Source organism: Bacillus sp. TSO22 (assembly GCF_020223595.1).
GTDB lineage: Bacteria > Bacillota > Bacilli > Bacillales > Bacillaceae > Bacillus > Bacillus inaquosorum.
Map to the genome: position 1 here is coordinate 223,536 of NZ_JAHAWO010000004.1, position 21,100 is coordinate 244,635.

General features: G+C 40.8%; 17 protein-coding genes. 9 read left to right on the forward strand and 8 right to left on the reverse strand.

What is annotated here, in order from left to right; genetic code table 11:
- Nucleotides 1–645: 645 nt before the first annotated feature.
- The 5 genes from pgsB (at nucleotide 646) to pgdS (ending at nucleotide 5,016) form a co-directional block, all read left to right on the forward strand.
- Entirely contained in the window at nucleotides 646–1,827 is a 1,182-nt protein-coding gene (gene pgsB / locus KHQ79_RS06125; RefSeq protein WP_003219593.1) for a poly-gamma-glutamate synthase PgsB, read from the forward strand.
- 14 nt (nucleotides 1,828–1,841) lie between these two features.
- A complete protein-coding gene (gene pgsC / locus KHQ79_RS06130; RefSeq protein WP_003227889.1) occupies nucleotides 1,842–2,291 on the forward strand; it encodes a poly-gamma-glutamate biosynthesis protein PgsC in 450 nt (149 codons plus the stop codon).
- 18 nt (nucleotides 2,292–2,309) lie between these two features.
- On the forward strand, nucleotides 2,310–3,452 hold the full coding sequence (gene pgsA, locus KHQ79_RS06135; protein ID WP_225514420.1) for a capsular polyglutamate synthetase PgsA: 1,143 nt from the start codon (nucleotides 2,310–2,312) through the stop codon (nucleotides 3,450–3,452).
- A gap of 14 nt (nucleotides 3,453–3,466) precedes the next feature.
- The gene (edmS, locus tag KHQ79_RS06140) at nucleotides 3,467–3,634 is read left to right on the forward strand and encodes an extrachromosomal elements maintenance protein EdmS (RefSeq protein ID WP_003235563.1); all 168 of its coding nucleotides are present in this window, start codon (nucleotides 3,467–3,469) and stop codon (nucleotides 3,632–3,634) included.
- A 140-nt stretch (nucleotides 3,635–3,774) separates the two neighbouring features.
- Nucleotides 3,775–5,016, forward strand: a complete 1,242-nt coding sequence (gene pgdS, locus KHQ79_RS06145; RefSeq protein WP_225514421.1) for a gamma-DL-glutamyl hydrolase — start codon at nucleotides 3,775–3,777, stop codon at nucleotides 5,014–5,016.
- A gap of 236 nt (nucleotides 5,017–5,252) precedes the next feature.
- On the opposite strand, the gene ywtE is transcribed toward pgdS, so the two are convergent.
- Nucleotides 5,253–6,113, reverse strand: a complete 861-nt coding sequence (gene ywtE / locus KHQ79_RS06150) for a 5-amino-6-(5-phospho-D-ribitylamino)uracil phosphatase YwtE (RefSeq protein WP_003235559.1) — start codon at nucleotides 6,111–6,113, stop codon at nucleotides 5,253–5,255.
- 157 nt (nucleotides 6,114–6,270) lie between these two features.
- Nucleotides 6,271–7,239 carry a polyisoprenyl-teichoic acid--peptidoglycan teichoic acid transferase TagT gene (gene tagT, locus KHQ79_RS06155; RefSeq protein ID WP_003235557.1) on the reverse strand — a complete coding sequence of 323 codons (969 nt, stop codon included), beginning with the start codon at nucleotides 7,237–7,239 and terminating at the stop codon, nucleotides 6,271–6,273.
- A 331-nt stretch (nucleotides 7,240–7,570) separates the two neighbouring features.
- Here tagT and KHQ79_RS06160 point away from each other — a divergent pair, with 331 nt between their 5' ends.
- A complete protein-coding gene (locus tag KHQ79_RS06160) occupies nucleotides 7,571–8,944 on the forward strand; it encodes a sugar porter family MFS transporter (protein WP_003235555.1) in 1,374 nt (457 codons plus the stop codon).
- 36 nt (nucleotides 8,945–8,980) lie between these two features.
- Here KHQ79_RS06160 and KHQ79_RS06165 read toward each other — a convergent pair whose 3' ends face one another.
- The 3 genes from KHQ79_RS06165 to gerBA are packed head-to-tail and all read right to left on the reverse strand — an operon-like array spanning nucleotide 8,981 to nucleotide 12,665.
- On the reverse strand, nucleotides 8,981–10,105 hold the full coding sequence (locus KHQ79_RS06165) for a spore germination protein GerBC (protein ID WP_003235553.1): 1,125 nt from the start codon (nucleotides 10,103–10,105) through the stop codon (nucleotides 8,981–8,983).
- Nucleotides 10,102–11,208: a spore germination protein GerBB gene (gene gerBB / locus KHQ79_RS06170; protein WP_225514423.1), complete on the reverse strand. Its 1,107-nt coding sequence runs from the start codon at nucleotides 11,206–11,208 to the stop codon at nucleotides 10,102–10,104. The genes KHQ79_RS06165 and gerBB overlap by 4 nt, the downstream gene beginning before the upstream one ends.
- Nucleotides 11,209–11,213: 5 nt before the next feature.
- Nucleotides 11,214–12,665, reverse strand: coding sequence for a spore germination protein GerBA (gene gerBA / locus KHQ79_RS06175; protein ID WP_225514424.1), 1,452 nt, complete (start codon nucleotides 12,663–12,665; stop codon nucleotides 11,214–11,216).
- A 266-nt stretch (nucleotides 12,666–12,931) separates the two neighbouring features.
- Here gerBA and manA point away from each other — a divergent pair, with 266 nt between their 5' ends.
- Nucleotides 12,932–13,882, forward strand: a complete 951-nt coding sequence (manA, locus tag KHQ79_RS06180; protein WP_088111964.1) for a mannose-6-phosphate isomerase, class I — start codon at nucleotides 12,932–12,934, stop codon at nucleotides 13,880–13,882.
- 130 nt (nucleotides 13,883–14,012) lie between these two features.
- The gene (locus KHQ79_RS06185; RefSeq protein WP_225514426.1) at nucleotides 14,013–16,655 is read left to right on the forward strand and encodes an N-acetylglucosaminidase; all 2,643 of its coding nucleotides are present in this window, start codon (nucleotides 14,013–14,015) and stop codon (nucleotides 16,653–16,655) included.
- 99 nt (nucleotides 16,656–16,754) lie between these two features.
- On the opposite strand, the gene KHQ79_RS06190 is transcribed toward KHQ79_RS06185, so the two are convergent.
- From KHQ79_RS06190 to tagA, 3 genes are all read right to left on the reverse strand, one after another.
- Nucleotides 16,755–18,077 carry a phage baseplate protein gene (locus tag KHQ79_RS06190; protein ID WP_225514428.1) on the reverse strand — a complete coding sequence of 441 codons (1,323 nt, stop codon included), beginning with the start codon at nucleotides 18,075–18,077 and terminating at the stop codon, nucleotides 16,755–16,757.
- A 119-nt stretch (nucleotides 18,078–18,196) separates the two neighbouring features.
- Complete coding sequence (locus KHQ79_RS06195; protein ID WP_225514430.1) at nucleotides 18,197–19,342, reverse strand: CDP-glycerol glycerophosphotransferase family protein; 1,146 nt, start codon at nucleotides 19,340–19,342, stop codon at nucleotides 18,197–18,199.
- A gap of 33 nt (nucleotides 19,343–19,375) precedes the next feature.
- Nucleotides 19,376–20,146 carry an N-acetylglucosaminyldiphosphoundecaprenol N-acetyl-beta-D- mannosaminyltransferase gene (tagA, locus tag KHQ79_RS06200; RefSeq protein ID WP_225514432.1) on the reverse strand — a complete coding sequence of 257 codons (771 nt, stop codon included), beginning with the start codon at nucleotides 20,144–20,146 and terminating at the stop codon, nucleotides 19,376–19,378.
- Between the two features lie 409 nt (nucleotides 20,147–20,555).
- Here tagA and tagD point away from each other — a divergent pair, with 409 nt between their 5' ends.
- The gene (tagD, locus tag KHQ79_RS06205) at nucleotides 20,556–20,945 is read left to right on the forward strand and encodes a glycerol-3-phosphate cytidylyltransferase (RefSeq protein ID WP_003227921.1); all 390 of its coding nucleotides are present in this window, start codon (nucleotides 20,556–20,558) and stop codon (nucleotides 20,943–20,945) included.
- The last annotated feature ends 155 nt before the right edge of the window (nucleotides 20,946–21,100 follow it).

Sequence of the window (21,100 nt, forward strand, 5' to 3'; positions counted from 1 at the left end):
TTTGACAAAGTCTTCACAATTCTGGATGAAGATTTCTTGAACAAATATTAAGTTTTATTAAAATTGTTTCAAAGTCATGCGTTTAGACCTGTAAATGAGGAGAAACAGAAAAGACTATCCGCCCAGAAAATGTTTAATTATGTTAGAGAAATCGGACCCGGATGTTTAGCGTTTTCATGAATGATCCCATTAGTCATTTTGGTATGGGCCTAATATTGCCGCTTCCATGCAGAAAGGGTGACATTATGACCTTGTCCTTAAGAAACAGGAAAAAAATATTTTGTGTTCATAAGAACCGGAAACACGCATTATAGCAGGAAAAGCTTGATATCATAGGCTGAAAAAAAGATTGATTTGAAATACATATTAAATGCAAACACCGAGGTGTGACTATACGTCCAGAAGGATATCAAGAGAAAAATGAAAGCGCATTCCTTTTGTTTTTTAAAAAAAGAGATAAGGTGTAAGTCCTGCCTTTTTCCAAAAATAGAAAACAGTTTGTGGGTACAAAATCTCTTTCAAAAGAGAAGTTTGGCTTAGTGGATTAGGGGAGATTATGTTACATAATGCCGATTGAGAATTCATAGTGATTCTATATACTGATGAATGAATTTACAACAATATAGAAGGAGATGTCGAAAAGCAATGTGGTTACTCATTATAGCCTGTGCTGTCATACTGGTCATCGGAATATTAGAAAAACGACGACATCAGAAAAACATTGATGCCCTCCCTGTTCGAGTGAATATTAACGGCATCCGAGGGAAATCGACTGTGACAAGGCTGACAACCGGAATATTAATAGAAGCCGGTTACAAGACTGTTGGAAAAACAACAGGAACAGACGCAAGAATGATTTACTGGGATACACCGGAGGAAAAGCCGATTAAACGGAAACCTCAGGGACCGAATATCGGAGAGCAAAAAGAAGTCATGAAAGAAACAGTAGAAAGAGGGGCTAATGCGATTGTCAGTGAATGCATGGCTGTTAACCCGGATTATCAAATTATCTTTCAGGAAGAACTTCTGCAAGCCAATATCGGCGTGATCGTTAACGTTTTAGAAGACCATATGGATGTCATGGGGCCTACGCTCGATGAAATTGCGGAAGCGTTTACTGCTACAATTCCTTATAATGGCCATCTTGTTATTACAGATAGTGAATATACCGAGTTCTTTAAACAAAAAGCAAAAGAACGAAACACAAAAGTCATCATTGCTGATAACTCAAAAATTACAGATGAATATTTGCGTAAATTTGAATACATGGTATTCCCTGATAACGCTTCTCTGGCACTGGGTGTGGCTCAAGCACTCGGCATTGACGAAGAAACAGCGTTTAAAGGAATGCTGAATGCGCCGCCAGATCCGGGAGCAATGAGAATTCTTCCGCTGATCAGTCCGAGCGAGCCTGGGCACTTTGTTAATGGGTTTGCCGCAAACGACGCTTCTTCTACTTTGAATATATGGAAACGTGTAAAAGAAATCGGTTACCCGACCGATGATCCGATCATCATCATGAACTGCCGCGCAGACCGTGTCGATCGGACACAGCAATTCGCAAATGACGTATTGCCTTATATTGAAGCAAGTGAACTGATCTTAATTGGTGAAACAACAGAACCGATCGTAAAAGCCTACGAAGAAGGCAAAATTCCTGCAGACAAACTGCATGATCTAGAGTACAAGTCAACAGAAGAAATTATGGAATTGTTAAAGAAAAGAATGCACAACCGTGTCATATATGGCGTCGGCAATATTCATGGTGCCGCAGAGCCTTTAATTGAAAAAATCCACGAATACAAGGTTAAGCAGCTCGTAAGCTAGGAGGAAATGCAGACATGTTCGGATCAGATTTATACATTGCACTAATTTTAGGTGTACTACTCAGTTTGATTTTTGCAGAAAAAACAGGAATCGTGCCGGCAGGACTTGTTGTACCGGGATATTTAGGACTTGTGTTTAATCAGCCGGTCTTTATTTTACTCGTTTTGTTAGTGAGCTTGCTCACTTATGTCATTGTGAAATACGGTTTATCCAAATTTATGATTTTATACGGGCGCAGAAAATTCGCTGCCATGCTGATAACAGGGATTGTCCTGAAAATCGCGTTTGATTTCTTATACCCGATTGTACCATTTGAAATCGCAGAATTTCGAGGAATCGGCATCATCGTGCCAGGTTTAATTGCCAATACCATTCAGAAACAAGGATTAACCATTACGTTCGGAAGCACGCTGCTATTGAGCGGAGCGACCTTTGCTATCATGTTTGTTTACTACTTAATTTAATGTAAGGTGTGTCAAACGATGAAAAAAGAACTGAGCTTTCATGAAAAGCTGCTAAAGCTGACAAAACAGCAAAAAAAGAAAACCAATAAGCACGTATTTATCGCCATTCCGATCGTTTTTGTCCTCATGTTCGCTTTTATGTGGGCTGGAAAAGCAGAAACGCCAAAGGTCAAAACGTATTCTGACGACGTTCTCTCAGCCTCGTTTGTCGGTGATATTATGATGGGCCGCTATGTTGAAAAAGTAACGGAGCAAAAAGGGGCAGACAGTATTTTTCAATATGTTGAACCGATTTTTAAAGCCTCGGATTATGTAGCAGGAAACTTCGAAAACCCGGTAACCTATAAAAAGAATTATAAACAAGCAGATAAAGAAATTCATCTGCAGACGAATAAGGAATCAGTGCAAGTCTTAAAAGATATGAACTTCACGGTTCTCAACAGCGCAAACAACCACGCAATGGATTACGGCGCTCAGGGGATGAAAGATACACTTGGAGAATTTGCAAAACAAGATCTTGATATCGTTGGAGCAGGATACAGCTTAAGCGATGCGAAAAAGAATATTTCGTACCAGGAAGTCAATGGGGTAACGATTGCCACGCTCGGCTTTACAGATGTGTCCGGAAAAGGCTTCGCGGCTAAAAAGAATATGCCGGGCGTGCTGCCCGCAGATCCTGAAATCTTTATTCCTATGATTTCAGAAGCGAAAAAACATGCGGACATCGTCGTTGTGCAGTCACATTGGGGACAAGAGTATGACAACGATCCAAACGACCGTCAGCGCCAGCTTGCAAGAGCCATGTCTGATGCGGGAGCTGATATCATCGTCGGCCATCACCCGCACGTACTGGAACCGATTGAAGTGTATAACGGAACCGTCATTTTCTACAGCCTCGGCAACTTTGTCTTTGACCAAGGCTGGACGAGAACGAGAGACAGTGCACTGGTTCAGTATCACCTGAAGAAAAACGGAACAGGCCACTTCGAAGTGACGCCGATTGATATCCATGAAGCGACGCCTGCACCGGTCAAAAAAGACAGTCTCAAACAGAAAACAATTATTCGTGAACTGACAAAAGACTCTAATTTCGCATGGAAAGTAGAAGACGGAAAACTGATGTTTGATGTTGATCATAGCGACAAACTAAAATCTAAATAATCGGAGTGATAAAGATGAAATTTGTCAAAGCTAGCTGGCCGTTTGTTGCCGTAGCCATTGTGTTCATGTTTATGTCAGCTTTTAAATTCAATGATCAGCTGACAGATCAGGAAAAACAGAAGATTAATACGGAAATGCATAAAATCCAACAGCAGGAAGAACCGGTAAACGCCAATAAATAATTCGAAAAAGAGAGTGTCTGATGAGACATTCTCTTTTTATTTGCCCAGCATATTCATTCTGTAAAAATATCAAAAAGTTTCTTAACATATTCAAAAAAATACCGATGTTAAAACTGCAAAAAGAGGAGGAGATAATAAAAGTGAACACACTGGCAAACTGGAAGAAGTTTTTGCTTGTGGCGGTTATCATTTGTTTTTTGGTTCCAATTATGACAAAAGCGGAGATTGCGGAGGCTGATACATCATCTGAATTGATCGTCAGCGAAGCAAAAAAACTGCTTGGGTATCAGTATAAATACGGCGGTGAAACGGCGAGAGAGGGATTCGATCCTTCGGGATTGATTCAATATGTTTTCAGTAAGGCTGATATTCATCTGCCGAGATCTGTGAACGACCAGTATAAAGTCGGAACGGCCGTAAAGCCGGAAGACCTGAAGCAGGGCGATATTTTATTTTTCAAAAAAGAGGGAAGCACCGGGACTGCTCCGACACACGTCGCTCTTTACATCGGAGACGGCCAAATGATTCACAGTACGTTATCAAAAGGGGTTATCATCACCAATTACACAAAAAGCAGCTATTGGAGCGGATCTTATATCGGGGCGAGACGAATCGCAGCCGATCCGGCCACGGCTGATGTTCCTGTCGTTGAGGAGGCCGAAAAATATATCGGCATTCCATATGTGTTTGGCGGAAGCACACCGTCAGAAGGCTTTGATTGCTCAGGGCTCGTGCAATATGTGTTTCAACAGGCACTCGGCATATATCTGCCGCGATCAGCCGAACAACAGTGGGCAGTGGGTGAGAAGGTGGCGCCTCAGAACATAAAGCCTGGTGATGTTGTCTATTTCAGCAATACGTACAAAACGGGAATTTCACATGCAGGCATTTATGCTGGCGGAGGAAGATTTATTCAGGCAAGCCGTTCAGAAAAAGTAACCATTTCCTACTTGTCAGAGGATTACTGGAAATCGAAGATGACAGGCATTCGCCGATTTGACAACCTGACAATTCCAAAAGAAAATCCGATCGTATCCGAAGCTACGCTTTATATCGGAGAAGTTCCTTACAAAAAAGGCGGAGCGTCTCCAGAGACTGGGTTTGATACAGCTGGTTTTGTCCAGTATGTGTACCAGAAAGCAGCGGGTATTTCCCTGCCTCGATACGCAACAAGCCAGTACAAAGCCGGAACTAAGATTGAGAAGGCGGACCTGAAGCCGGGAGACATTGTGTTCTTCCAATCAACAAGCTTAAATCCCGCCATCTATATTGGAAACGGACAAGTTGTTCATGTCACATTATCAAATGGTGTGACCATCACCAATATGAACACAAGCACGTATTGGAAAGATAAATATGCGGGGAGTGTACGGGTGCAATAAAAGACAAAGACTCCAGAATCTCTGGAGTCTTCAGCGTGTCGACAAACCCTCGCATTCGTTGTCAAGTCTGCGCGTCGGTGCTCACGAATTAGAACATTCGCTCCGCTCCAATGCTCACCTTTCCTAGACTTCAAGGGTTTTCAATCACGCTGAAAAAATGACAAAATCCTAAAACTAAAACCGTTTTAGGATTTTGTCAACAATTTGAGGACTCCAGAATCTCTGGAGTCTTTTCTTTATGCATATTGGCCGGAAAGAAGCTGGTCAATAAAGTAAGCCACACCATTTTCGTCATTGCTCTTTGTGACAAAGGTGCTTTTTTCTTTTAATTCATCGATTGCATTTTCCATGGCGATACGGTGTCCTGCGACTTCAAACATGGACAAATCGTTCGGACTGTCGCCGATCGCATAAATATCCTGTGTTTCAATTCCGTATATTTCAGCCAGCTCTGTCAGCGCGCGTCCTTTACCTGAAGAAGCCGGGAGGATTTCGATAATATGTTTTCCGGAAGAGGTTTGTGCCAGTTTTTTATGATGCTTCAGCTCTTCCTTCGCTTGTTTCAGCTTGTCCATGTCAAAGGAGAAGCAAAGCAGCTTATAAATGTTTTCACTGCCGTCAAAAACCGATTCGATATGAGGGATCGGTTTAATGCCGAACTGCTTGAACTGAGTCATGGCTCCTTGCCACAATTCATCCGTCTTTTCGTTTGGATTCGCGCTCTTTAGAATATCAAGCTCCGCATGCAGCTTAGCTTCGCCGTCAAAAGGAGAAAGCAGATGGTCATCTGTATATACCTCAAAGTAAATATTTTTTGAGAGTAAGTAATCAGCGATCGCTTTACCGGCCTCCTGATCCATTAATGTCCGGCTGATCAAACGGTAACCCGTGTCGTGGATCGTTCCGCCATTTGCCGCAATGATCGGGATGTCCAAGTCATCCAGCAGCGCTTTTACATCAAATGTTGCTCTTCCCGTGCAAATGGTGACGAGGATGCCGGCATCAACGGCCCGTTTGATAGCCGCCCTGTTTTCAGCAGAAATGACGCTTTCTTTATTCAGTAATGTACCGTCTAAATCAATCGCAATTAATTTCATATGTAGGGGGAACCTCCTTAAAAATGAACCTGCTTCGTGTAGTATGTTCAGCTTTCCTTAGAAACATAAACCATATAAATCAAGGCTAAACGTTACTTTGATAATTTTCAACAAGGAAATATGTAAAAACGGGATGGCGTAATCGCCATCCCGTTCATTATACACCTAAATCGTTTTGCAGCTCTTCTTTGACTTCCTGCAGCTTTGTATCGTTTAACTTGAAATAGTACACACCGGCAGGTTCATAATCATAACCCGTCAGCTGAATTGACTCAACTGATTTCAATGAAGTGATGAACGGGAACAGGCCAATGGCATCTTTAAGAGATAAGTTCATTTTCAGATTTTGTCCCATCGTATCCACAATATCATCATAAGCCGGAATTGAGCTAAGTGATTTTGATTTATCAATAATGGCGCTCAGCACTTCCATTTGTCTTTGTCCGCGTAAAAGGTCACTGTCTGCTTTACGTGTTCTTACGTAAGCAAGCGCTTCTTCTCCATCAAGCGTATGTGTTCCTTTTTGAAGAACCACTTTTCCTTTTGTATCTTTTTTGATTTGCTGAATGACTTTATCGCTTTTTACCGTTACTTTGACGCCGTTCAGCTCATTTACGACATCTTCAAAAGCTGTGAAATTGCTTTCTACGACATAATCAACTGGAATATCCAGCATTTCCTCAACTGTTTTCACAGTGAGGTCAACGCCGCCGTAGGCATGAGCATGTGTAAATTTATCGTAGCCGTGGCCTGGGATGTTGACATAGGCATCACGCGGAATGCTCAGCATTTTGGCTGTTTTTTCTTTCCGGTTAAATGTAACCAGCACATTCGCATCACTTCTTGCCTGATCGACACTCTCGCCGTTTTCCTCTCTGGCATCAATTCCTAAGAGCAATACAGAGAAAGAATCTTTACCGGGATCAAATTCTTTAATCCGTTTTACTGATTGTTCTCCGCGTGCAAGGCTGACGTGAGCTTCTTTAGAAGCATTATTCAGCTTTACATAAGCATAGGCGCCGACAGAGCCTGCCGCAATGACAAGAAAAGCCATCAAACCGGCAACGATTTTCACCCATTTTCTAAGTCGTCTCTTTTTCTTTCTGCGCTGTGATCGTTCCTCCATATCAATACCTCTCGTTCCTTTAATATTTGAAGCGTACCATTCATTTTGTCATAGGGCAACTCACCGAAAGACATTTTTCGATAAAAATTCCTATATTTATAAGTTCTTGTTCTTGAAAATTGAAATTTATAATGTGCTGAATCACCTTATATTGGACGCCGCAAGAGGGAAAATGTTTCGGCTCTATTGAAAAAAATGCAAGTAAATGATTGGAAACTTGTGATCTGCAAGAATGAAAAGGTTTAATGGCCGGAAAAAGAGGCTAAAAGATTTCTAAAAAACGCCACAGACACAGAATGATTGCAGCTGATGGAGAAAGGGAGTCATTTTTATGAAAAAGCAGTCAAATATATGGCTTTATTTTTTCGGCGCTCTGGGAGGCGCATTATACGGCTATGATACCGGAGTGATTTCCGGAGCTATTTTATTTATGAAAAAGGATTTAGGCTTGAACGCCTTTACGGAAGGACTTGTTGTCAGCTCCTTATTGGTTGGGGCGATATTAGGCTCAGGAGCGGCTGGCAAGCTGACTGACCGTTTCGGCAGAAAAAAAGCAATTATGGCGGCCGCGCTGCTGTTTTGTATAGGAGGTCTGGGTGTGGCGCTCGCCCCGAATACAGGAGTCATGGTGCTGTTTCGCATCATTTTGGGACTTGCAGTCGGAACATCGACGACCATCGTACCGCTCTATTTATCTGAACTGGCGCCAAAACAAAAACGCGGGGCGCTGTCATCCCTGAATCAGTTGATGATCACGGTGGGCATCCTTCTTTCTTACATTGTCAATTACATATTTGCTGATGCCGAAGCGTGGCGCTGGATGCTTGGATTGGCTGCTGTACCGTCTCTGCTCTTGCTCATTGGCATTTTGTTTATGCCGGAGAGCCCGCGCTGGCTGTTCACGAACGGCGAAGAGGGCAAAGCGAAGAAGATTCTTGAAAAATTGCGTGGCACAAAAGATATTGATCAGGAAATACATGATATTCAAGAAGCGGAAAAGCAGGATGAAGGAGGCCTGAAGGAGCTGTTCGATCCTTGGGTGCGTCCCGCGCTGATTGCCGGCTTGGGACTGGCGTTTCTGCAACAATTTATCGGAACGAATACGATCATCTATTATGCGCCAAAGACCTTTACAAACGTCGGATTCGGAAACTCCGCTTCGATTTTAGGAACGGTCGGAATCGGCACAGTCAATGTTCTCATGACATTAGTAGCGATAAAAATCATAGACAAGATCGGGAGAAAGCCGCTATTGTTATTCGGGAATGCCGGGATGGTGATCAGCTTGATCGTTCTCGCACTGGTGAATCTCTTTTTCGATAACACTCCGGCTGCCTCATGGACGACAGTCATTTGTTTAGGCGTGTTTATCGTTGTTTTTGCGGTCAGCTGGGGCCCGGTTGTCTGGGTTATGCTTCCTGAATTATTCCCGCTCCATGTCAGAGGAATCGGAACCGGGGTATCCACCTTGATGCTGCACGTTGGGACACTGATTGTTTCATTAACCTATCCAATATTAATGGAAGCGATCGGCATCAGTTATTTATTCCTGATTTATGCCGCGATCGGTATTATGGCGTTCTTATTTGTCCGGTTTAAAGTGACAGAGACGAAGGGAAAAAGCCTTGAAGAAATTGAGCAGGATTTAAGGGACAAAAACGGACAGGGAGGATCGGCTGGAAAACAGCAGACTGTCGGAACATAAAAAAGGGTGCGCGATCATGCGCACCCTTTTGATTGCTCATCTTCCGACTGTGCCAAAGTTAATGATTTTGAAAGAAATATCGTATTTAAAATCAGCCTCAGAAAATATTTCATCCCAATGTCCTTTTACTTTATTCCAGTATTCAGGGTATTGAATTCGGATGTAGTCGGATAAAAAGACCGGATCGGTTTTATACTCATGCTGCAGTTTATCCATAATCCTCTTTACATCGCGTTCAAGCTTTTTCTCAAAAATGTTCTCAAGCCTGTGCAAATAGCTTTTACTAAAGGAGTTTTCATTCGGATTTTGGTCTTCTGTCAGGATACCCTTTGTGTTGACAGAAATCTGAAAGACAGGCTTTCCGTTTTCAATGGCCGGCTTGATTTTAGATTTCGACCTTTTAATCTCAAACGTAATCGGATGTCCTTTATCTGTCGTCGGCATGACGCCGCCCTGGATCGTCCCCATGACCCATGTCAGTGTCTGGGTTTCATCAGCTGAAAGAAATCCAACGAGTTTATTACTGCCGCTTTTGATAATGCCTGCCCCGTCATACTTTGCTTTTCCCTTTTGGTTTTTCACGGCTTGAATGAGAAAACTGTAGCCATTTTGGCAATAGATAGAAGCCCTGCCGATGCGCAGCGGCAGCATAATCTTCCCGTTATACCCGCTGTTATTGGTTAGATCAATCAGCTTTTCGGAAGGCATCGGCAGCTGCTGCTTCGGACTTCCTTTCGTAAAAATATCTCCGGCTTTCCCTCTGGCTGCCATCAAATAGCTGCTGCGCCGCAGTTCATCATCCCGGATAAAATGGTTGAAGACCTGATCTACGTTTTGATTCCTCATGAGTGTTTCTCCCAGAAGAATGACTTTTAAATGGTCGCTATAGATAGGAGGGTCTTTAATGGATACATCACTGACTGCTTCTAGAATGGTTTTCCCGTGGGATGTCACATTGACAAATTCGGGTTTTCCGGATGCTTGGCTGTCTTCACTTTGGGGAAGAAGGTTTTGATACGTTAATTTATACTGATGGTCATCAGTTTCATCGATAGCAAGCCCTCTGGCGAAAGACAGTTTTTCAATATTTTTGACATCCCAGCATCCGCAGAGCATCTGCAGCATCAGAACCATTGCTGCAAGCTTCATCATTGTCTTCATTGCAGCTGATCCCTCCCCAGTTTTTTCTGTATCCAGCTTAAAAACCAGATAAGAAATGGTATTGCAATGACACCTAGAAACACATATCCGAGAAGTGTACCGTAATAAAACACGGCATTAAGATCTTCAGGAAACATTGATAGGAAAAATGTAACAGCCAGCAGTGCAGCAAGCAGCCACGGATTGTTTTTATTTTTCAGGTGAAAGATATCTGTTAATCCAATATGCGCCCCCTTAAAGGAGCCGAGCATACATGCAAATTGCTGGGCTGTCCAGGTTAGCTGTAAAAACAGGTCAAATCGTTCAATAAAAATCCCTGGGATTTCTAATGCGTGAATGAGTGAAATGGTCGGCCACGTCACTGTTTTTGCCTCAGCCACACTCATACAGCCAATGACCATAAACAAAGTAATGCTATAGAAAACAGTCGTGGTTGCAATGCCCAAAGCGACAGCTTTTTTTACCTGTTTTGGATCTTTCATAAAGGGAACGAGATAAAAAATAATTTCAAATCCTGAAAAATATAAAAGGGTTTTAGGAAATAAATGAAAAAAACTTTGATAACCGCCTTCAAATACGGGCCGGATAAAATCTAATTGAAATAAACGAAAGCTGAACATCAGAAGCATAAGGAAAATAATAATAGTGACAGGAAAGATATACGCATATACCTTCGCAATGGGGTAAACGCCTCCGGCCACATGATAGATGGCAACCGCCAGAAAAATAATCACGACAACCGCCATCGGCGTGTTTTTTAAAAGAAAGAATCCGACAACCTCACCCAAAACCCGCGTTTGAAAGCATACGATACCGATAAAATAAAGGGAAATAAATAAATTCAAAAAGAAACCGATAAATTTTCCGGCTGCAATACTGTTGAGCTCAAAAATCGTTTTCCCTCTGTTCCGTTGAAGAAAAGGCAAAAAAAGCAGGGCGAAAATAATAAAAATAACACCCTGCAGCAGGATCATGATCCATCCGCTCGGACTGTCGGTTTCAGCGGCTGAGCGGGGAAGGGTTAAGACACCGGCACCGATCATTGTACTGCTTACCATAATAAGCGTCTGCATAAATGTAAGCTTGTCCTCTGATTGCATCATAGCTATCACCTTTGTCTGATTTTATCTTTTGTGTCTTTACGGGTAGGCCTTCTTTTTAAAAATAGGGTAGGGATGCGAATCACAGTGTCCTTTAAATCTTGTCCGGGCTGTGCCATTATCGGAATAATGTAATCCTGGCCAAAGCTTTTCAGTCGCATCAAGTGGCCGATCACAAACAGAAAGACCATGATGACGCCATACATGCCAAGCATTGCAGCACTTATCATACCCGCAATGCGAATAATGCGCAGCGGAAAGTTATAGGCGTATGAAGGAACGGTAAAGGATGCCAATGCGGTAATGGACACCACAATGACCATCAGCGCGCTGACAATTTGCGCCTGTACGGCTGCCTGTCCAATGACAACGCCTCCAATAAGTCCAATCGTTTGTCCGATAGGCTTTGGCAGCCTTAAACCGGCTTCCCTGATCAGTTCTATCGTAAATATCATAATAAAGGCTTCGACAAAAGGCGGAAAAGGCACATTCAGTCTGCTGCCTGCAATCGAAATGGCCATTCTGGTCGGCAAAAGCCCCGTGTGGAAGGAAACGAGAGAAATATATAAGCCGGGCAAATAAATGGTAATCAGGATGCTCGAATAACGAAGCAGACGAATAAGTGACATTGTAATCCAGCGTTGGCTGTAATCATCCGGTGAATGAATAAATTCATCAACCGTTGCCGGTACAATGAGAGCAAACGGGGTGCCGTCCACCAAAATGGAAACCCTGCCTTCTAACAAAGAGCTTTCTACACGATCTGGACGTTCGGTGCTTAAGATCGTCGGAAAGATCGAAAAAGGTTCATCCTCAATGAGCTGTTCAAGTGTGCCTGATTCCGGCAAATCATCTGTCGTGATGGACTTCAGCCGTTTAAACACTTCTTTTACGACATAATCAGGGGCGATATCCTGAATATATGCGACAGCTATCTTTTTTTTTGTCCTTTTGCCTATCGTCATTTCTTTTATGACGAGATTAGGGTCACTCGTCCGCTCTCGTAAAAGCGCCGTGTTTGTCCGCAGTTTTTCAATAAAGCCAATCTTCGGACCGCGTTCCACGATTTCAGAGGAAGGTTCTTCAAGGTTGCGCGTCATTAATGTTTTCGTATCAAATGCCAGGCCCGCGCTGTAACCATCAGCCAGCAAAATGGTATGTCCGGAAAAAATGAGCTGCTGTATTTCTTTTATTGTAGAGATCACACTGTGATGATAGCCGAAAAAGAAAGCTGATAAATCTTCAATCATGCCTACCTTTTGGGCTAATGATTCTTTTTGTAATGGAGAAATGACGTATTGCGCCAGAAGTTTATTTTCTGTCAAACTGTCAATATACAGTAGGCACGCCTTCTGTCTGCTGTCTCCGAAAGAAAACGTATAAAACATGATATCGTCGTTTTGCCCTAATTTTTTTTTCAATGTTTCTACATTGCGCTGGAGATCAGAGTCGATTTGCATAGTTTCTCTCCCCTTTATAAAACATATTGACGGTTTTTCTTAATTTGTATCAATAAAGGAGAATTATTCTTCATAAGGAAAAGCCTGAAACAAAGCTTCTTTTCGACGTGATATAATATAAAGGAAGCGTTTTCTTTAAAGGGTTGTCGAAAGATGATGCTTTGTACATATGTTGTCATAGGAAAAAGACAGCTTATACGGGCGTTTGTAAGGGGGGCGCACCGGGAAAATAATGATCAGCTATTTACAGGGGAGGGGTACGGATCATGACGCAATCACCGATTTTTCTAACACCTGTGTTTAAAGAAAAAATCTGGGGCGGCACCGCTTTACGAGATAGATTTGGATACGGCATTCCTTCAGAAAGAACGGGGGAATGCTGGGCTATTTCCGCTCATCCAAAAGGACCGAGCACCGTAGCGAATGGCCCGTATAAAGGGAAGACACTGACTGAGCTTTGGGATGAGCATCGGGAAGTATTCGGCGGCGTGGAGGGAGAGCGATTTCCGCTTCTGACAAAGCTGCTGGACGTGAAGGAAGATATGTCGATTAAAGTTCACCCTGATGATTATTATGCTGGAGAAAATGAAGAGGGAGAACTCGGCAAGACGGAATGCTGGTACATTATCGACTGTAAGGAAAACGCGGAAATCATTTACGGACATACGGCCCGCTCAAAAACCGAACTTGTCACAATGATCAACAGCGGTGACTGGGAAGGCCTGCTGCGAAGAATCAAAATTAAACCGGGTGATTTCTATTATGTGCCGAGCGGTACGCTGCACGCCTTGTGTAAAGGGGCACTTGTTTTAGAAACACAGCAAAATTCAGATGCCACATACCGGGTGTACGACTATGACCGGCTTGATAACAACGGAAGGCCGAGAGAGCTTCATTTTGCCAAAGCGGTCAATGCGGCAACGGTTCCCCATGTGGACGGGTATATAGATGAATCGACCGAATCCAGAAAAGGAATAACCATTAAAACGTTTGTCCAAGGGGAATATTTTTCGGTATATAAATGGGACATAAATGGTGAGGCCGAGCTATCTCAGGATGAATCCTTCCTGCTTTGCAGCGTGATAGAAGGAAGCGGTTTGCTGATCTATGGAGACGAAACATGTCCGCTCAATAAAGGCGATCACTTTATTTTGCCCGCTCAAATGCCCGATTTTACGATTAAAGGAACTTGTACACTTATCGTGTCTCATATTTAAACTTAATCTCACTTCGAGATTAAGTTTTTTTTATTAAAAAAATGGAAGTGATTCACCTATAAATGAAGCATAAGCGTGCCGATAAATAAACTAGTTTTATATACTCATTGAATAAGAAAGAGGAGAAGGAATGAAAAAGAGATTAATCGCACCTATGCTTCTGTCCGCCGCGTCCCTTGCCTTTTTTGCCATATCCGGTTCTGCACAGGCTGCAGCGTATACGGACTACTCGATATATAAGGTAGAGCCGTCTAAAACGTTCAGTACAGAAAGCCAAGCCTCGCAGGCTGTCGCCAAACTGGAAAAAGACACTGGCTGGGATGCTTCCTATCAGGCTTCAGGCACAACAACGACCTACCAAATTTCCGCTGCAGGCATACAAAGCGAAGCAGAAGCGAAAGCAATACTGAGTGGGCTCAACAAACAGACAGCGATTACAGGCACGTCAAGTCCTGTCGGTAGCAAACAGCCGTATGTCACCATCACCTCAGGTGCCATTTCCGGAGAAAAACAGGCAAACACTTTGCTGACCAAGCTTAAACAGGAAACGGGAGTGGCTGGCGCTGTAAAAGCTTCAGGAACAGCTCAGTCCTATGTGAACGTCACGACATCAGAAATCGCTGATGAGACAAAAGTCAAGGCGCTTATACAGAGCCTTGCTAAGCAAACAGGGATTAAAAGCTCGTATCAGCCTATCACACACACGGTTTCTGTCACAGTCATTCAGTCAGGCACAATCGTGGGAAACAGCAAAGCTGAGCAGATCAAAAGCGCATTCCAAAAGGGATCGGGGCTGAAGGCATCATTAAAAGAAACGGTGAAAGGACAAGCCTATTATACTTTTACAACAGCCGCCATTTCAGGTGAAGCGAATGCCAAAAACCTATTAAATCAGCTGAAACAGAGCACTGGTATTACAGGAAGCTACAAGTCAATCAATCAAAAAGCAACTGCTGAGTCATACAATGTCCAATCAGCTTATTTCAAAGGGCTGAATACAGTGAAGGACGCCATCAGCCAAATTAAGAAAAACACCGGTGTATCCGGCAGTTATCAAAAGGTTGGCAAAAGCACATCATATACCGTGAATATGAAGGGTTTAACAAAACAGCAGCTGCAAAAAGTAGATACTTTCTTTAAAAAGAAAAAGTGGCATTACACGTCAGCAAGCGTCAAAAAAACGACAACATCCACAGCCTATCAAATTACGACGGCAAAGATTTTAGGCGAGCAGCAAGCAAACAAAGCAGCAGCCTTCTTTGCTCAGAAAAAAGTAAAGGCAACGAAAACAGCAGCTGGAACAACAGCAGAAAACCAATATCAGCTCATTTCAGAAGAAACATCAGATCAAGCAAAAGTTACAAAGGGCTTGAACGTATTAAAGAAAAATCAGATCAGTGCATCTGCAAAATCAGTCAAAAAACAATTAGCTAACACGTTTAAAATAACAACTGAATCTCTGCTTGATACAGCGAAAGTCAATCAGGCACTTACGTTTTTCAAATCGAATCACATATCAGCAGCAAGCCAGAAAACCGGTCAGACAGCAGCGAGCAGTTATAAAATTATGACTGAGGCAATCATCAGTCAGGAAGATATTAACCGCGTATTAGCATTTTTTAAACAAAACAATGCCGCCGGCACAACAGCAAAAACAGGCGAAACGGCATATACACAATACAAAATCGTGACAGCTCAGCTCAGCAGCAAAACAGCATTGAACAAGGGGTTAACCTATCTAAAAGCACAAAGTGTAAGCCCAAGTTACACAACAAAAACCAATACGCTGTATAAAATCAGCATAAACGAACAGTTCACAGGCAATGACGCAGCTGCTACGGCATCATTGAAGCTAAAACAATTATACGGATGGACATCATCTATCGTAAAAATCAAAAACGGCCCGCAAATCATGAAAACAAATTACAATCTCTCGCTTCGTGATATGGTCCAAAAACAAATGACAGTAAGCCCGCAAACAGACGGGGCGGCTTACGTATCGCTCACTTATATTAATACAGCAACTTCAACCGTTACGGCTGATGTATTAAATATTCGGTCTACACCGGCAGTCAGCCCGACGAACGTGATCGGCCAATTTAAAAAGGGCGATAAGGTGAAAATCATCGGCCAGACAAACGGCTGGGCCAAAATCAATTTGGGCTGGCGAAACGCAAGCAGTGATGAAGTGGTTCAATACGTGGATCCGAATAACTTTTCCAGAGACAGCAAATACTACTTCCAATTTCTCAAACTGTCACAGACAGCCGGCCTCAGTGTCACTGAAGTCAATCAGAAAGTGCTTGCCAGCAAAGGCATCCTGACAGGGAAAGCAAAGGCGTTCATCGATGCCGCCAATAAATACGGCATCAATGAGCTGTATTTAATCTCACACGCTCTCCTAGAAACAGGCAACGGAACATCCGATTTAGCCAATGGCTTAACCTATAACGGAAAAACCGTATATAACATGTACGGAATTGGCGCATACGACAGCAACCCGAATTACTACGGCGCCAAATATGCGTACGAGCAAGGCTGGTTCACACCAGAAGCGGCCATTATCGGCGGAGCAAAATTCATAGGCTCATCGTATATACACAACACAGCCTACAATCAGGACACACTGTACAAAATGAGATGGTCAGCCACAGCAACACACCAATATGCAACAGACATCGGCTGGGCGTACAAACAAGTAAACCGCATGTACAGCCTGTATTCATTGCTGGACGGTTATACGCTTTACTTTGATGTTCCGGAATATCAATAAAAACTTAGAAAGTTGATATATTCATATAATATTTTATGTGTTGTTAATTAATAAAGGGAAAAGGCTAGAGCTATTTAATAGCTCTAGGCTTTTTGTATATCAGATCTCAATTTTGTCTGCAACAATCATAAAAATACTCATTCTTGAAGCATTTGAGATGGCAGCATCATCAGGTCTGACTTTTGTACTCCCTTTCATAAAACCTATTTCAAGTACATTTGATTTTTCTCCGCCCGCAAAATACCAGGATCCCATACGGATATCCTTTTGTTTTAAGCGGAAATCTCCTTCTATCGATTGATGCAGTAAACTAATATAGCGTTCATTTAAAGTAACTTGTAAGTTTCCCTCTGGGTTGATAGTAATATTTCGAACTAAATTTGATGTGTAAGATGGTAAATAACCTGAAGTCGGGACCATCCATTTTTTGTTTTGAGCATTATACTCTAAAATGAAGGTTTGAATAAATGGTTGAAATCTTTCCGGAGGTGTATCTTGGTGACCCACCGTTTTTAATAAAGGGGAACGAAGCATTGGTACATGATTCATAAAGTTTTCATAGGAATGGTATGCATAAATTCTACTTATACGATTTCCTTCTTTTCCACTTGTAATTCCCACCATTAATGATTTTGCCCCTGTTTCAGGATTAGTGTACATACAAATCCCTTCTGGCTCACGGAAGTTATTCTCATATCTAGTGGACAAGTCTTTGCCAACAGTAATTTCTTTTTGCAACACTATTTTATTAGTCGAATCGAATACAGTAATGAGATTAGGATAGCTTTTGCTGTTTGTATCTCCTGTATACCAATATACATAACCGTCATCTAAAAAGAAACCTTGTAAATAATGCAGTTCGTTAGGAATATTAATAGTATAAAGAGGATTGTTTTTATTTGTTATTGCATCGTCCAGGTCAAAGATTGTCACCCACTGTTTATTACTCTCTGTATCGTACTGTCTAAGTGCCAACTGTCTATTCTTCATATCAAGAGCAGGTGTAACCCTATGATTTAAAGGGAGATTCGAGAATCGCTGAAGTTCTTTAGAATTTTCATCTAAAGTCGCCCCTGCTTTATATGGGAAACAAACTAAATCACTTTTATCTGTTTCATTTGGTCTATCGTATAGTGACCAAATATAAATGGTACCATTACGGTTTTCAATGCCTATATTTGTTCCGTGACCTCCATGTTTGAGCAGCATGCTGTCTAATTGTAACCCTTCAAAAGATAGACGAGTTATACGATAGCTCTGGGTGTTGTCTTTTCCCATTCCAGTTGCCACTTGAGTTGTATAAATTTGATGGTTTTTCTCATCGAAATTGAATGATTGAAGTACGGTTTTATCCGCTACACGAAGTTCAGTAAATAATTTTGGAGTGATGTTGGTGAAATCAAACAGTTCTTTTTTTCTCATAAATTTACCACCTCTATTATTATTTGCTGCCATAAGCAACTAATTACATTAAACCAAACATACGTTCGGTAGTCAAGAGAAAAAAGAACACTTGTTCCGTTTTGGGCAAGTGTTAACAATTACTTTATTAAATTTTCTACAAAATGCAATAAATTTTTGCTTGAATTTCCTTCGGAATACTTATTCCACTTATCGGAAAAATCTTTTATTTTGGAATTATTAAATGGGGTTTGTATTTCATTTATTAATGATTTACTATCATAACAAGCTCTTCCAGGTATTATAGAAAGATAATTATCAACCAATCCCCGCTTCTCTTGATAAAGTTGTAAATCATAAGTATAGAAAAGAATGGGTTTATTTAAAATCGAAAATTCAAAAGGAACAGAAGAATAGTCAGTGACTAAAATGTCTGCAGCTATAAGTAAATCATATAAGGCATAATTAGAAACATCTTTGATATAATCACTAGAATATTTGATAGCTATATTGTTTTGTATTGCGGGATGCAGTTTAACAAATAAAACATATTCTTCTTTTAATTGATGAATTAATTGTTTTTCCGTAAATGGCAATTGAATTGAGTGCATATCATAATCCCTAAACGTCGGTGCATAAAGGATTATTTTTTTGCTTTTTAATTTTAGATTATCTGTTTTTATCTTTTTACTTTCCTGGTAATAAGGGTCTGTTAAAGGTACACCTATTTTTAACAATTGATGATCTTTTATTCCGAATGATTTCTTGAAGATATTTGCCATTTCATCTGAGCCAACAGTTAAATAATCAAACGAGCTGTATACTTTTTTGAACCTTTTAATATCAGTTTTTGTACGTTGTTTGTTTGTGATATCTTCCAAACCGAATTTTTTAAGTGATCCATTTGCGTGCCATACTTGAATACATTTGGTTTTCTTTCGATTGTTTAACACACTTGTTAATAGAAAGTAATTATCTGTTATGACGACTTTGCTGTTAAACATTAGATATACAGCTTTAATGAGATGAATTGGATTCTTTTCTTTTAATAAATACGCACCTACATTGGTGAATCTCTGAGCAATTGAAGATGCCTGCTGAGTATACATAATGTTAATGTTATATGGGTATTGACCTTGTTCATATTCCTCCAAAATCGCTTTTGCATTTGCTTCAAATGAGATAAGGAGGGTCACATTATTTTCAGGTTTCACCCATTGCAGAAAAAAGGCGATTGCCGATAAAAAATACAAATAGTAATTCGCCAGTAATGATCTTATTTTCATTTTTATCAATCCACTTATATAAAAATTTTCGTTTTATATCTGTTTTGTGTGATCTTTTTCAGGCTTTGGATAGAAAGTTTTTTTGTTTTTTTCTTCTTTTAAAACTGCTAAAGCATATTTTGGTATGCTAAGCATTCTCTTCCATCGCCATGGATTCGAGATTAAACGATAAAACCATTCTAAATTTAAACGTATCATCCAGGAAGGGGCCCGTTTGACATTGCCGCTAAATACATCAAAGCTTCCTCCCAGACCTATAGATACAGCTTTAGGGAACAAGTGTCTGTAGTTATGAATGAATTTCTCTTGATGAGGATACCCTAATGCTACGAATACCATATCTGGGTTTGCTTTTGCAATTTGTTTTGCGACTGTGGTGCGATCTTGGACATAACCGTCTGAATAACCTGCAATTTGAATGTTGGGGTATTCAGAAGAAATTTTGGATACAACACCTTTTATAACATCTTTCTTCGCACCGTACAGAAATATACGTTTTTTCTTTTTGTCAGCTATACCTAGAAGTTCTTTAAAAACATCATACCCTGCTATTCGGGACTGAAGCCTGTTGTTAGTCAAACGTGACATCATGACTACACCGATGCCATCAGGCAAAATGAAGTTTGAAGAAGATAGTACATCAAAGTAGTCCTGATCTCTAATGGCTGCAAATGCAATTTCAGGATTGACAGTGGAAATGACAGCACCGATCTTCTGATCAATATAATGTTTTTCAAGGTAATTGATGAACGATGTTAAGTTGCTGTTAACATAAGGAATATGATGAATAGTCTCTGTTTGCATGTCTGGCTCCTCCTTCCTTATAAGAATCTATTTATATAGTTAAAAAGAGTGTTTAAAAAACAAAATCAGTCTAGCTTATATTTTAACATAAATCTTCAACAAAGGCTTAACATTATCTTTACATTAAATTTAAATATGTTTCCAATTTTACAATTGAATGAACGAATGAATAACAATCCTTGATGTTAAGGGAGTTTTATTGGAGTTACATATTTTGGAATGTTTTTCTCCGCGTGAGCACTTAACCTTTTTTAGGCGGTATGCTATAATTAATGATCAGTGAAGACATACGAGAAATATGTCGATATAAGGAATACAATTGTAAGAATTGCAGGGCTCTTAGAATTCAATCGCTAACGACAGTAGTGTTTTTAATAGTGTTTAACATTAGGAAGGAGCGTTACTTTAAATGAAGAAAGTCATCACATATGGAACTTTTGATTTATTGCATTGGGGTCACATTAAATTGCTTGAGCGTGCAAAGCAGCTCGGTGATTATTTAGTTGTTGCTATTTCAACAGATGAATTCAACTTACAAAAGCAAAAAAAGGCTTATCACAGCTATGAGCACCGTAAGTTAATTTTAGAAACGATTCGATATGTGGATGAAGTAATTCCTGAAAAAAATTGGGAGCAAAAAAAGCAAGATATTATCGATCATAATATTGATGTTTTTGTTATGGGGGATGACTGGGAAGGTAAATTCGACTTTCTCAAAGATCAGTGTGAGGTCGTTTACCTTCCGAGAACTGAAGGCATCTCTACAACAAAGATCAAAGAGGAAATCGCTGGTTTATAATTTAGGATCCTGATATCATTGGCTTAATATCTAATAAAAGTACTTCTTATTGAAATAAGAAGTACTTTTTGATGCTTACATTGGTTTTTGTGGCTAATGTTTACGGGTAGATATAAAACTCAATGATCATATATTCTAGATGCCGAAAGGGAGTA

Bases quoted from the DNA above. Each gene is read 5' to 3' on its own strand.
- pgsB (WP_003219593.1), top strand. From the start codon at position 646: ATGTGGTTACTCATTATAGCCTGTGCTGTCATACTGGTCATCGGAATA.
- pgsC (WP_003227889.1), top strand. From the start codon at position 1,842: ATGTTCGGATCAGATTTATACATTGCACTAATTTTAGGTGTACTACTC.
- pgsA (WP_225514420.1), top strand. From the start codon at position 2,310: ATGAAAAAAGAACTGAGCTTTCATGAAAAGCTGCTAAAGCTGACAAAA.
- edmS (WP_003235563.1), top strand. From the start codon at position 3,467: ATGAAATTTGTCAAAGCTAGCTGGCCGTTTGTTGCCGTAGCCATTGTG.
- ywtE (WP_003235559.1), bottom strand. From the start codon at position 6,113: ATGAAATTAATTGCGATTGATTTAGACGGTACATTACTGAATAAAGAA.
- tagT (WP_003235557.1), bottom strand. From the start codon at position 7,239: ATGGAGGAACGATCACAGCGCAGAAAGAAAAAGAGACGACTTAGAAAA.
- KHQ79_RS06160 (WP_003235555.1), top strand. From the start codon at position 7,571: ATGAAAAAGCAGTCAAATATATGGCTTTATTTTTTCGGCGCTCTGGGA.
- KHQ79_RS06165 (WP_003235553.1), bottom strand. From the start codon at position 10,105: ATGAAGACAATGATGAAGCTTGCAGCAATGGTTCTGATGCTGCAGATG.
- gerBB (WP_225514423.1), bottom strand. From the start codon at position 11,208: ATGATGCAATCAGAGGACAAGCTTACATTTATGCAGACGCTTATTATG.
- gerBA (WP_225514424.1), bottom strand. From the start codon at position 12,665: ATGCAAATCGACTCTGATCTCCAGCGCAATGTAGAAACATTGAAAAAA.
- manA (WP_088111964.1), top strand. From the start codon at position 12,932: ATGACGCAATCACCGATTTTTCTAACACCTGTGTTTAAAGAAAAAATC.
- KHQ79_RS06185 (WP_225514426.1), top strand. From the start codon at position 14,013: ATGAAAAAGAGATTAATCGCACCTATGCTTCTGTCCGCCGCGTCCCTT.
- KHQ79_RS06190 (WP_225514428.1), bottom strand. From the start codon at position 18,077: ATGAGAAAAAAAGAACTGTTTGATTTCACCAACATCACTCCAAAATTA.
- KHQ79_RS06195 (WP_225514430.1), bottom strand. From the start codon at position 19,342: ATGAAAATAAGATCATTACTGGCGAATTACTATTTGTATTTTTTATCG.
- tagA (WP_225514432.1), bottom strand. From the start codon at position 20,146: ATGCAAACAGAGACTATTCATCATATTCCTTATGTTAACAGCAACTTA.
- tagD (WP_003227921.1), top strand. From the start codon at position 20,556: ATGAAGAAAGTCATCACATATGGAACTTTTGATTTATTGCATTGGGGT.